We start from the raw sequence: 13438 nt of genomic DNA, 5'->3' as shown, positions 1-13438 counted from the left end.
TCAGGTATGCAAGTTCATAAAATTGACACCTTTGCCGGTCACCGCGACTGCGTTTACACGTTGGATGCGGGCGCTTCGCCAACCGAGTTTTTTTCGGCTGGTGCCGACGGACTGGTGGTTCGCTGGCAACTGGACAAACCGGATCTGGGTTCATTGCTGGCCCGCATTCCGGCGTCGGTCTACGCCCTGGCATTCGATCCGGAACGGAAACAGCTTTGGGTGGGTCAAAATTACGACGGGATTCACATTATTGATCCGGTTCAGAAGCAGGAAATTCGTTCGGCGCAAATTACGTCGGCGGCTCTGTTCGACATCAAAATCTTCGAAGGACAGGCCTGGGTGGCCTTGTCCGACGGTGTTCTTGTGGTGATGGATGTGGCCGAGTTTGTCGTCAAAAAACACCTGAAAGTAAGCGATAAAAGTGCCCGCAGCATCACGATCAATCCCATCAGCCGGGAAGTGGCCGTTGGGTACAGCGATAACGGGATCCGAATTTTCGACCTCGATTTGCTCACCCTAAAAAAAATCATTCCGGCGCACACCAATTCTATTTTTGCGGTTCAGTATTCGCCCGACGGGCGGTTTTTACTCTCGGCGGGGCGCGATGCACACCTGAAAATCTGGGCTGTCGACGATAAGTACAGTCAACAAAATGACATTGCCGCCCATTTATTCGCAATCAATCATATATGCTACAGCCCGGATGGCGCGTTATTTGCTACGTGCAGTATGGACAAATCCATCAAGGTGTGGGATGCTGCCACATTCCGGCTCCTGAAGGTCATCGATCGGGCCCGACACGCCGGACACGGCACATCGGTGAATAAATTGCTCTGGAGTCCGTACCAACAGCAATTGATTTCGGCCAGCGACGATCGGCTGATTTCGGTGTGGGAAATTACCCGGTAGGTAAATGATTTGGTTACTTTTCGGATTTTTGGCAAATTTCAGCGTAAAAAATTGATATTTTCGGTCGGATAACTTTACTTTTAGCAGACAAGTGACCATTTGTCACCATTAACCCTTTCAGTTATGAAAATTACGCCCATCGAGATACGGCAGCATACATTTGAAAAGAAAGGATTCGGCGGTTACCGCCCCGATGAGGTAGATGCTTTTCTGGCGTCTCTTTCGCAGGAATGGGAACGCGTGACGAGTGAAGGCAAAATGCTGAAGATGCAGCTTGAACTGGCGGAGAAAGAACTTAACAAGTTCAAGGACATCGAGATGACGCTGTTCAAGACGCTGAAAACCGCCGACGATACCAGCACCCAGATTACGGATCAGGCCAACAAAGCCGCCGAAAAATACCTGGGCGAGTCGAAACAAAAAGCCGATGAAATCCTGGCCGACGCCCGCAAACGCTCGACGCTGATGGTGCAGGACGCGGAGAATCAGGCCCGGTTTATCAAGGAAAATATTCTGAACGACCTGAAGTCGATGGAACACGACTTCAAGGCGATGGAAAAATACAAGGAAGGACTCATCAAGCAAATCCGGACGCTGGCCAACAACGCCATCGACAGCGTCGACCGGTTTGAGAAAAAATTCAACCAGCAATCGCTGCAGGCCAAAATCGACGAAGTGACCGCGCAGCACCAGGAAGAAGAACCCGCAGCGGCCAAGGGGACAAGCCCAGCTGACGGCGATTCGGCACTGGTCGATCCCGAAACCCTGCACGTCGAAACCACGGATGACGCCGTAGAACACACCGCCGAAGTAGCGGAAACGTCAACTGCTGAAACCCTTGAAGACCCGGTAGCTGCTCAAGGCGAAGAACCCGCCGAAGCCGGATTGCCCGTTACGGAACCGGTTGATGAAAAGGAAGCGGAAGAAGACGAAACCGCTGAACCCCAGGCCGTTCACGAAGAATCGGATTCGGGCGAAAAGAAAAAAGGCGCCGGATCGTTCTTCGATCAGATTTAATCACACCAGGCGGGCACCGAGTCCGCTTTTTTTCTTCTACTTTTGGGCGAAAATCAAACCGGTTGGCCGGGCGGGCCGAAATCCGTCGGCCTCCTCATGTATGGGAACAATTTCGCTTGAAGGTCTCGAATTTTTCGCTTACCACGGCTTCTACGACGAAGAACAGAAAATCGGCAACAAGTACTCCGTCGATATCACGGTGGTTGCCGACCTATCCGAAGCCGCCCGCGTCGACAAGTTGAGTACGACGGTCAACTACGGCGAATTATACCGCATCGCCCACGAAGCCATGCAGCGCCCCGCCCGCCTGCTCGAACACATTTCTCACAACATCATCACCGAAATCCGCAAACGCTACCCCAACGTCGAAACCGTTGAGGTCAGTGTCTCCAAATTCAACCCACCCATCGGGGGTGTCTGCCACCGCGCGAAGATTACGTTGCGGGGCTAATCCACACCAGAACTTACCAATAGAATTCGTCTGGAACGTCTGGAAATTGGGATCGCTTTCCGGCTTTTTTCGGATGGATCAGCCCAGTATCTGCCCCCATTTGTCACCTATAAATTACCAATACTGGAAAAACGGTAACTTTTGAAACGAAAATGGCACTGTTATTGCCCGATTTTGATCGTTTATAAGATCAAAATCGGAAGGAATAAAATTGAATTATTCCCCGATTTCATCCATCTATCGACCCGATTCCCGGCAAAAAGAGCGCTCAACTCATGGTAAAAAAAGGTTTGGTATTACTGTGGCTGCTCGTTTTACTTTCCGCCGTGGGAGGATTATTCTGGTACAACGATTGGATGTACCAACTGCCCACACCTGTTCCTGAAAATTATAAACCGGTAGCTAACGGAACCGTCATTCCCGTAAACGAACTGGCTGCGTTACCATTTAACCGACCGGTTTTGCTTCATTTTTTCAATCCGAACTGCCCCTGTTCCCGGTTCAATACACCCCATTTTCGATCCCTGGTGAAACAATTCGGGGAAAAAGTAAACTTCGTCGTCGTTGTGATGAGTGCGAAAATGTACTCGGTTCAGGAAATACAGGAAAAAATAGGGCTGGACATCCCGGTTTTATTTGATCCATCCATCGCCAAATCGTGTGGGGTTTATTCCACTCCCCAGGCGGTTTTGCTGGACGCACAACATCGTCTCTATTTTCGTGGAAATTACAACCGGAGCCGCTACTGCACAGATGAGAAAACCAGCTACGCAAAAATGGCCCTTGCTGGGTTGTTGCAGAACGAATCCGGTCGTGTGTTCGACCAACTTGCCCATACGTCTTACGGCTGTAGCCTGCCCTACTGTAAAAAATGACTTCACCTCCGGTACAACCCCGTGTGGCGTATCCGCCCGCCGTATCCCTTAACCCAACCCACGACTTTCTCTCGGGCGTTCAGGTGCGGTCCGACCGCTTAATGAATTATTTTCTGAGCGGTTATTTCCTGATCGGACTCGCCCTGGCTTTGTTTTACGACACCTGGTTGATTGCGCTTGGGGTTGGCGGGCTTTCGTTGGTCGCCTATTACTCCGCCAAAACCCTGCTGCCTGCTTCCGACCTTTATCAGTATGTTCTGAGTGCGGTTTACGGGGTGTTTATGGCCCAGTATATCTACCAGATGCACGGACTCTTCGAAATGCATTTTTTTGCCTTTATTGGCAGCGCGGTGTTGATCACGTATCAGAAATGGAAATTGCAGATTCCCATGATGGTCGTTGTGCTGGTTCACCATGCGGTTTTTGGTTACCTCCAAAACAGCGGTGTCAACGAAATTTATTTCACCCGGCTGGATTACTTTGATCTATTGACATTCGTCATCCATATCCTGCTGGCAGCCGTCATCTTTCTGATTAGCGGTTTATGGTCCTATCAGCTTCGGAAATACAACGAAATTCAGCTTCATCAGGCAATGGAAATGGTGGAGTTGCAAAAAGAAGCGCAACTCTCGCTGGAACGGAAACGAAACGAAGAAGTACTGAAACAAATCAACCAACAACTCAGCACCTCCAACCTGGAACTGGAGAAAGCCCGTATTGAGGCTGAAAAAGCGAATCAGGCCAAAAGCATCTTCCTGGCCACGATGAGTCACGAAATCCGAACCCCGATGAACGGCGTGATCGGTATGGTGGCTCTTTTGCAGGAAACATCGTTGACGGAAGAGCAGCAAATGTTCACCGAAACCATTGCCAGTTGCGGAGATACGCTGCTCAACGTGATTAACGATATTTTAGATTTTTCCAAGATCGAATCGGGAAACCTGGAGCTGGAAAACGAGGATTTCAACCTCCGGCAGTGCATTGAAGACACACTGGATATTTTCGGAACCCGGGCCACTCAGCTCGGCCTTGACCTCATTTACGAACTTGACGAAAACGTACCGGCTCAAATCGTGGGCGATCAGTTGCGGCTCCGGCAAATTTTAACCAACCTGGTCGGCAATGCCCTGAAATTTACCAAAAAGGGTGAAGTCTGTGTATTTGTAAAACCGGACCACGTCGCTGCGGACGGCACCCTGACGATCCGGTTCGATGTCCAGGATAGCGGTATTGGTATTCCGGCCGATAAATTGGGGCGACTCTTTAAGTCCTTCTCGCAGGTGGATGCCTCCACCACCCGCCAATACGGCGGTACCGGTCTGGGCCTGGCGATCTCGCTGAAACTGGTTCAGTTGATGAACGGAGCAATGGACGTGCTGAGCAAACCGGGCATTGGCTCTACGTTTTCCTTTACGATCCAGACGCGCGTCGGAACAAAAACGCTCACTCCCTATACCCGGTACAACCTGATCGATCTGGAGGGGAAACGCGTCCTGGTGGTAGACGACAACGCGACCAACCTGACGATTCTGAAGCGACAGTTTGAAACCTGGAAGCTCCAACCGGTTTTGGCTACGGGCGGAGACGAAGCGCTGGAGATTCTGTCGAAAACGCCGGAAATTGATCTGGTGATTACGGATATGCAAATGCCGGGCATGGATGGACTGATGCTGGCCGGGCAGATCCGCACCCGTTTGCCCAAAATTCCCCTCATTCTGCTCAGTTCCATTGGCGAGGAGTTAAAAGATGAACAGCGGCAGCTTTTTGTTTCGGTTCTGAACAAACCGATCAAACAGCACGTCCTGATGAAACACGTTCAGAATGCGCTTCACCAGCAAATCCCGAAATCTCCGGAACCGGTTTTGCAGAAAAAACTGTCGGCCGATTTTTGTGAAAAATATCCCTTCGTTCTGCTGGTGGCGGAAGACAATGTGATGAACCAGCGGGTGATCATGCACATTCTCCAGCGGTTGGGCTATCAGGCCGATATGGTCAGTAACGGACAGGAAGCACTGGAAGCGATCCGTGACAAAGCGTATAGCATGATCCTGATGGATATGCAGATGCCGGTCATGGACGGGCTGGAAGCGACCCGGCTAATTCGCCAATCCCCGATCAAACAACCGGTTATTGTGGCGCTGACCGCCAATACCGTCGAAGGAACGGAACAAAGTTGCCTGGAAGCCGGGATGGATGATATCATCAATAAACCCATCAAACTGGAGCAACTCATGGCTAAGTTTGAAAAATGGTACCAGCAAACGACCGAAATTGTCCCGTAAATTACTCACCATCGCTGCCCGTTCTTCGTTTCTGCCATTTCACCCAACTGGCCTACTGATTGGATTCCTGCAATTTATTTAAAAAAAAGTACCAGGACCTCTTGATTTTCTCCTCAACACACTTCTATCTTTGTTAACGCTAACTTAGTGCGTTAAGTTAGCGTGTAGACAAAAGAGCTAAGACCAGAGAAGCGAGACGGGTTTACTCTCTGTCTCACTTTCAATCGCGCTATTCCTATTCCCAACCATGCAAAAAAACATCCGCTGGCTGATCGTCTTCCTGCTTTTCATCGCAACCGGCCTGAGCTTTCTGGACCGGCAGGTCCTGTCGATCGCCATTCTGAAGATTCAGGAGGAGTTTCACATTACGGATGTCCAATACGGCATGATCAATACCAGTTTTTTGATCAGTTATGCCATCATGTTTACGCTGGGCGGCTGGCTCATCGACCGGATTGGGGGCCGAATGGGCTTGGCGGTTTCAGTTGGAGTCTGGTCGATTGCCAACAGCTTGCACGCGGTAATGAGCAGTTTTTCGCAATTGCTAACCTTCCGGTTTTTGCTCGGTGTGGGCGAAGGGGGTTGTTTTCCGGGTGCTGCCTGGACGGTTTTCCGCTGGTTCGACAAAAAAGAACGGGCGCTCGCCAACGGCATTGCCATCGGTGGTTCGGCCATTGGGGCAGTTGTGGCTCCGCCGTTGACAATCTGGCTATCAACCCATTACGGCTGGAGGGGCGGTTTTTTGATCCCCGGTTTGATCGGTATTGCCTGGGTCATTGTGTGGGTTTGTATTCCCTGGAAAAAAGAACAGCTAGTGACAGAATCTCCCATCGACTCCGAAAAAACCACTAAAATCCCGTTTCTGGAATTGTTCAAAAAGCAGCCGACCTGGGTATTCATCCTGATCCGCTTTCTGCTCGATCCGGTTTTTTATTTCATGATGTTCTGGATTCCAAAATACCTCAGTTCGGTACGAAATGTGTCCTTTGAGCAAATTGGAGGGCTTTTCTGGATTCCGTTTCTGGCGCTGGGCATCGCCAACATCCTCGGCGGCTGGTTTTCCGGCCAGTTGATTGCCCGTGGCTATTCGGTGAACAAAGCCCGAAAAACCGTGATGGGGATTGCAGCTGCGCTCACGCTTTCAACCCCTTTGATCGAGTGGGTTTCGTCGGTCAATCTGGCCATTGCACTCATGGCGGTCTTCATGTTTGCCCACGGTTTCTGGATCACCAATTACATCACTGCCATTTCCGATATGTTCGGACAGAAAGCCACTTCCACCGTCGTTGGTTTGTCGGGAACAGCGGGAGCGGTTTCGGGTCTATTGCTCAATCCGCTGATGGGTGTAGTGATTCAGAACTATTCATACCGCCCGCTTTGGATCGCGTCAGGCTTGCTGTATCCGCTGGCTTTCCTGCTACTGATCGGGCTGATTCCTAAAATCATACCCGTATTCAGCAATTCGCAACCGGTAGAAATCATTCCGAAAAGCGTCCAGACGGATTGACGAATGAGGTCATCCGCCAATGGTCCGGTTTCTGTTTGCAATAACCTGATTTTCTGATTTATAACGCTGTATTCCAGAAATTTTGCTCCAATCAACTTAGTGCGTTAACATACCGAAACAAAGACATAAACCTTCAAAATATGGAAAACGAATCGCTGAACCACGCGACCGCTGTCGATCAGACCGGTTTTATCAAACGAAAAAAAACACGCGCCCGAATTGGTGTATTTGGCGTCGGCTATTTCAAATACTGGAGCCAGTTCGACGGATTGCTCGAAGATATGCTGAAAAAGCAGGCGGTTTTCATCGAAAAAATTGAAGTGCTCAATTCGGTGGAGATCATTGACTTTGGCCTGGTCGACGACGTCAACAAGGCCTACGAACTGGTTCCGAAACTCCAGGCTGCCAACCTCGACCTGATTTTCTGCGACATGCTCACTTACGCGACCTCGAGCACGTTTGGAATTGTCATCAAAAGCATTGATACGCCCATTGTCCTGGTGGCTCTTCAACCCGATAAAGCGATGGATTACAGTCGCGCGTCAACCTACTTACAACTTTATAACGACGACATCTGCTCCCTGCCCGAATTTGCCGGTGTCGCCGTCCGAATGGGTAAAAAAGTACCCCAGACGATCATTGGAACGCTGTATGACGATCCCGCAGCCGACGCCGAAATTGAAGAATATTGCCGGATTGCCACGGTTTTACACGACCTCAAAACTTCCAAAATCGGTCATATTGGTCACCCCATCGAAGCCATGCTGGACATGCATTCCGACTCGACGATGCTGACCGCCCATTTCGGTGCCCACATTGTCCAGTGTGAAGCGCACGAAATTGTCTCGCAGTATCAGCAGGCCACGGAAGAAGAAATTCAGCTGGTGCAGGAGCGGATTCTGGCTTTTTTCGATACCCCCGACCCGGTTTCTGACCCCATTTCCGAAAAACTCCGCGACTCGGATCTGCGCATTGCCGCTCAGGTAACCGTCGCGTTGGAGAAGTTTGTCAAAGCCAAAAAACTGGACGGTTTGGCGTACTACTACGATGGCCCGGACGGCAGCGACACCCGCGTGGTGATGTCGAACCTGATTGTGGGCAACTCGCTGCTCCAGGGTGCCGGTTTTCCGATGTGTGGCGAATCGGATCTGAAAACCTGCATCGCCATGCTGATCATGGAACGCCTGGGCATCGGCGGCAGCTTCGCCGAATTTCACCCGGTCGATTTCAAAGAAGATTTTGTGCTGGTGGGCCACGACGGGCCGCACAACATCGCCATCGCCGACGGCCAGCCGGTTTTGCGAAGCCTAAAAAAATACCACGGCAAACCCGGTTTTGGCGCGGGCGTCGAGTTCAAGATCAAGCAGGGGCCGATTACAATGCTGAGTATCAGTTCGACGTATGAGGGAAAGATGAAATTCATTATTGCCGAAGGCGAGTCGCTGGCCGGGCCAATTCCGCCGACGGGCAACACGAATACGCGCGGTTTTTTCAAACCCGACGTGCGAACCTTCCTGAAACGCTGGATCAAAGAAGGCCCAACCCACCATTTCGCGCTGGGCGTTGGCCACCACGCTGAAACGATTCAAAAAATCGCCGATTACCTGAAAATCGAATCCGTCATTATTCAGTGATAAAACCCGGGTAGACCACTTCTAAATCCTTGTCCTATGAATTATTTCTTAACCCATCGTCTGCGATCCTTCCTGATCGTCAGCCTGTTAATCGTCACCCTCGGTAACGGTGCCTGGGCGCAATCGACCGCCAAAGTGACCATCAGCGGAAAAATAACCGCCGAAGAAGACGGTCAGCCGTTGGTGGGCGCCACCGTTACGGAAAAAGGAACCACCAACGGAACGACCTCGGATGCCGAAGGCGCTTTCAAACTTTCGATCGCTCCCAATGCCATCGTCGTCGTCAGTTTCATCGGGTATTCGCCTTTTGAAACCGCCATCAAAAACCGCTCCGTACTCAATGTCGCCCTGAAAACCGACCAGCAACAATTACAGGACGTGGTGGTGGTCGGCTACGGAACCCAGCGCAAAAAGGATCTGACGGGTTCGATCGTTAACCTGTCCAGCAAAGATCTGGTACCGGTGCCATCGGCTACGAGTGTCGATCAGATGATGCAGGGCAAAGTCGCGGGGGTGCAGATCACCCAAACGTCGGGCGCACCGGGCGGGAACGTCAACGTCGTCATTCGCGGCATCAGTTCAATAACCGGCGGAAACTCGCCCCTGTATGTGGTCGATGGCTACGCCATCGGAACGGGTGGTGGCGGCTCCGATTTGAGCACGTTCAGTTCCAGTTCATACACCGCCAGCGGCATTGCCAGCAGCAGTTCGACCAACCGGGTCAATCCGCTCAGCACCATCAATCCGTCCGACATCGAATCGATTCAGGTACTGAAAGACGCGTCGGCCACCGCCATTTACGGATCGCGCGGAGCGAATGGCGTCGTGATTATTACGACCAAACGCGGCAAGCAGGGCAAAACGACCCTCAATTTTGAGCATTCGAGTGGTATTCAGCAACTGGCGAAAAAACTGGACTTGCTGACGCCCCGCGAGTATGCCGAATACGTGGCTGAAGGGCGCGATAACGCCTGGGTGTTTGCGGGCGGAAAAGCTTCGGATCCGAACAACCTCCGCAGCACGGCCACGCAGGTCAAACCGGGTTTTCGGACACCCGATCAGTTTGCGAATTCCGGCTATGGCACCGACTGGCAGGACGTTATTTTCCAGCAGGGCTTTGTTCAGAACTACCAACTGGCCGCCAGTGGCACCAGCAAAGACGTCAGCTACTACGTTTCGGGCGGTTTTTTCGACCAGAAAGGCATCATCATTGGCTCTAATTTCAAGAAGTTCACACTCCGTACGAACGTCGACGCTCAACTGACTCCGCGACTGAAACTGGGGGCATCGTTCTCCGGGGCGCATTCGTACGGTGATTTTGCCCGCGCCGAAGGTCACCTGCAATACCGGGGATTGATTTCGGCGGCTTTGGCCAGCGATCCTACCATTCCGATTTACGATGCCAACGGCAATTATTACTCCGAATTTTCGGACCCAACGGGCATTCCGGTCGAACACCCGCTGATTATTGCGGCCGAGTTTTCGGACAAACGGAATAACACCAACGTGTTCACCAACAACTATTTACAATACGAAATCGCAAACGGACTCGTTTTCAAAACGTCGGTTGGGGTCAACTATTCCAACAACATCACCCGCCTGTGGAAGTCCTCAAAAGTAGGTCTGGCCACCAGCCGGACGGGCGCGGCCACGGCGGGCGTTACGGAAGGCAAAAGTCTGAACTGGCTGAACGAGAACACCCTGAATTACCGGCACCGATTTGGCGAAAAGCACGATCTCGATGCCCTGATTGGTTATACAATCCAGAAAAATACCGACGAAGTGGTGCAGGCCGGAGCCTCCGATTTTCCGACCGACGACGTGCATTACCTGGCCGCCGGAGCCGTTACGTCCGGGACCAATTTCAAAAGTGAGTGGTCGATGCTGTCGTGGCTGGCCCGCGTCAATTACACCCTGGCCGGCAAATATCTGTTTACAGCCACCATCCGGCAAGACGGCAGTTCCCGGTTTGGACGCGAGAACCGCTGGGGAACCTTCCCCTCGTTTTCAGCCGCTTACCGGCTTACCGACGAGTCGTTCATGAAACCGGTCAGCTTTATCAGCGACCTGAAAATCCGGGCGAGCTACGGTATTTCCGGAAACAACCTGATTCCGAATTACGCCAGTCAGGGGTTATTGGGCATCTCGCGGAATGTGTCGAATGGGCAGGTAGTTTCGGGCGTGGTTCCCAGTAGTTTAGCCAACAACGTGCTGACCTGGGAGCAATCGGTACAAACCAATGTCGGAATTGATCTGGCGTTATTCCAGAACCGCCTGAGCGTTACGGTCGATGCGTATCGTACCCACAAAAAAGACCTGTTGCTGAATGTGATTCTGCCCGCAGCATCTGGTTTCAGCAGTTCGCTCCAGAACATCGGCGAAGTCGAAAACAAAGGGCTTGAACTGACGATCAATTCGGAGAATATCCGCAAAGGCGGTTTTCAGTGGAATACGGATTTTAACATCAGCTGGAACCGCAACAAAGTGCTGGCGCTTAACTCCGCAACGGCCCGCATCGCCACCTCGGATTACCAGGTCGCTCAGGTTGGCTATCCGATTTCCAGCTTCCGTTTGCTGAACATTCTGGGCGTTTTCCAGACGCAGGAGGAAGTGAACGCCAGCCCGAAACAGCATCCACGCGTGCAGCCGGGTGACTATAAGTATCAGGATGCCGACGGAAACGGAACCATCACCCAAAACGACCGCACGATTGTGGGTAATCCCTGGCCGGATTTTACGTGGGGAATGGGCAACCGGTTTTCGTACAAATCATTCTCCCTGAATATCAGCATTAACGGTTCGCAGGGAAATGAAATTTACTTTCAGGGAGGAGAAGTTTCACTGAATGGCGCCGGTGTTCAAAACCAGTTGGGAATCATGGCCGACCGCTGGAAGTCGGAAGCCAATCCGGGTAAAGGTGACTATTCGAGAGCCATCCGGAACGACTACGCGTTCGGTTTCAGCGCCGGTACCACGAAGTATTTGTTCGACGGTTCGTACGTCCGGATCCGGAATGTCAACCTCAATTATGCGTTTCCGCAGGAATTGGTGACGAAACTAAAATTACAGGCTTTATCGGTTTACGCCGACGCAACCAACCTCTACACGTTCACGAAATACCCCGGTTACGACCCCGAAGGCAGCACCACGGGCGACAACATTGCCCGGAGCGGCATCGACTTTTTCGCCTATCCCAATCCGCGGACGTACACACTTGGACTTCGGGTCACCTTCTAATCCAGCCATAGGACAATCAATTGGATACTGCCATGAAAAAGAACCTATTCCTTTTACTCATTCTGCTCGTTACGGCCTCGTCCTGCAAGGATTTTCTGGCCCTGAGCCCTGAATACCAGATCAGTGACCAGACTTTTTACAAAAATCAAAACGATTTTGAGACAGCATTGACGGGCGTTTACAGCACGTTTCGCGGTTTGTTCAGCACCGCCAACGTGCAATACCTGGGTGATTTGACGACCGATAACGCCGAAATTCAGTGGTCATCGCCCTCGGTAAACGAGATGCAGCTGGATCAGAATGCGGTGGTTTCGACGAACAGTAACATCCAGGGAGCCTGGAATACCTGTTTGTATACGATTTCACGCAGCAACGCGATCATCAACCGCATCGACGGGGTTTCGTTCGACCAGGCGACCAAAGACCGCATCAAAGGTGAAGCCAAATTCCTGCGGGCCTACAGCTATTTTTACCTGGTTCGTTTGTTTGGAAATGTACCCATTGTTGATAAGGAATTCGGCAGTCCGGAAGAAGTGGCCGCGGCCGATCTGGCGCCGAAACCGGCCGCGCAGGTGTATCAGGTGATTCTGGCGGATCTGACAAGCGCCGAAACGTTGCTGCCAGTTGCGCTCAACACCGACCGCACCCGGGCCTCGCGCCCGACCGTCAAAGCGGTTTTAGGCAAAGTGTATCTGACGATGAAAAACTACGAACAGGCTGCGGCTAAGTTGAAAGAAGTCATCGATGCCAAAACGTACTCACTCGTTGCCGATTATAAAACGCTGTTTACCAACGGAAACAACAACCTGAGCGAGTCCATTTTCGAGATTGAATACGTGTCGGGCCGGAGTATGGGTAACAATTATTCGGCGCTGTTTACCCCGGCCATTACCAGCATGGCGATTTTTACGGGCAACCTGCAGGGTTCCGGCCGGATCGTACCGACGCTGGATGTGCTTAAGGCCTACGAACCCGGCGACGCCCGCAAGGCGGTTTCGGTCAACGATTCGGTTTTACTGATCGGCGGCAAGAAATCGTACAGCCGCTACGGCTTGAAATTTGTCGATTTCAAAGCCATCGATCTTTCCGACGGCAGCGTTACGTTTACGGAACTCCGCTACGCCGACGTGCTGCTGATGTACGCCGAAGTGTTGAACGAACAGGGTAAAACCGCCGACGCACTGCCCTTTATCAATCAGGTGCGGAATCGGGCCAAACTGGCGAATGTAACCGAAACCACCCAGGCCGGTTTGCGGCTGGCCATTGAAAAAGAACGCCAACTCGAGTTTTTATTTGAAGGGCAGCGCTGGTTCGATCTGGTGCGGACCGGACGGGTGCAAACCGTGATGAATGCCCATTATGCCAGCCTGAAACTGACGTTTAAAGTGGATGATTTCGAGCTGATCTTCCCGATTCCGCAGAACGAAGTCGACCTGAATCCGACGGTCATCAAGCAAAATCCTGGGTATTGAGGACTAAACTATTTCGCGGAGTTAAGCGGAGTTAAAAAGAGTTGAGCGGAGATA

Annotated in this window: 9 protein-coding genes; all 9 read left to right on the top strand. The window is 51.7% G+C overall.

The window, feature by feature from the left end; translation table 11 throughout:
• Positions 1 to 6: 6 nt before the first annotated feature.
• The 9 genes from EHT25_RS31810 (at position 7) to EHT25_RS31770 (ending at position 13384) form a co-directional block, all read left to right on the top strand.
• Positions 7 to 909 carry a WD40 repeat domain-containing protein gene (locus EHT25_RS31810; protein WP_124879498.1) on the top strand — a complete coding sequence of 301 codons (903 nt, stop codon included), beginning with the start codon at positions 7 to 9 and terminating at the stop codon, positions 907 to 909.
• A gap of 123 nt (positions 910 to 1032) precedes the next feature.
• Positions 1033 to 1926 carry a DivIVA domain-containing protein gene (locus EHT25_RS31805; protein WP_124879497.1) on the top strand — a complete coding sequence of 298 codons (894 nt, stop codon included), beginning with the start codon at positions 1033 to 1035 and terminating at the stop codon, positions 1924 to 1926.
• A 100-nt stretch (positions 1927 to 2026) separates the two neighbouring features.
• The gene (gene folB / locus EHT25_RS31800; RefSeq protein ID WP_124879496.1) at positions 2027 to 2377 is read left to right on the top strand and encodes a dihydroneopterin aldolase; all 351 of its coding nucleotides are present in this window, start codon (positions 2027 to 2029) and stop codon (positions 2375 to 2377) included.
• A 275-nt stretch (positions 2378 to 2652) separates the two neighbouring features.
• Positions 2653 to 3252, top strand: a complete 600-nt coding sequence (locus EHT25_RS31795; protein ID WP_124879495.1) for a TlpA family protein disulfide reductase — start codon at positions 2653 to 2655, stop codon at positions 3250 to 3252.
• A complete protein-coding gene (locus EHT25_RS31790) occupies positions 3249 to 5534 on the top strand; it encodes a response regulator (RefSeq protein ID WP_124879494.1) in 2286 nt (761 codons plus the stop codon). Before EHT25_RS31795 ends, EHT25_RS31790 begins: the two co-directional genes overlap by 4 nt.
• Before the next feature lie 247 nt (positions 5535 to 5781).
• The gene (locus tag EHT25_RS31785; RefSeq protein ID WP_124879493.1) at positions 5782 to 7041 is read left to right on the top strand and encodes an MFS transporter; all 1260 of its coding nucleotides are present in this window, start codon (positions 5782 to 5784) and stop codon (positions 7039 to 7041) included.
• A gap of 140 nt (positions 7042 to 7181) precedes the next feature.
• The gene (locus EHT25_RS31780) at positions 7182 to 8675 is read left to right on the top strand and encodes an L-fucose/L-arabinose isomerase family protein (RefSeq protein ID WP_124879492.1); all 1494 of its coding nucleotides are present in this window, start codon (positions 7182 to 7184) and stop codon (positions 8673 to 8675) included.
• Positions 8676 to 8711: 36 nt separating this feature from the next.
• Positions 8712 to 11912, top strand: a complete 3201-nt coding sequence (locus EHT25_RS31775; RefSeq protein WP_124879491.1) for a SusC/RagA family TonB-linked outer membrane protein — start codon at positions 8712 to 8714, stop codon at positions 11910 to 11912.
• Positions 11913 to 11944: 32 nt separating this feature from the next.
• Positions 11945 to 13384: a RagB/SusD family nutrient uptake outer membrane protein gene (locus EHT25_RS31770; protein ID WP_124879490.1), complete on the top strand. Its 1440-nt coding sequence runs from the start codon at positions 11945 to 11947 to the stop codon at positions 13382 to 13384.
• Positions 13385 to 13438 lie beyond the last annotated feature (54 nt).

The organism is Larkinella rosea, assembly GCF_003858635.1.
Taxonomy (GTDB): domain Bacteria; phylum Bacteroidota; class Bacteroidia; order Cytophagales; family Spirosomataceae; genus Larkinella; species Larkinella rosea.
This window is presented reverse-complemented; position numbering and strand designations above follow the sequence as displayed.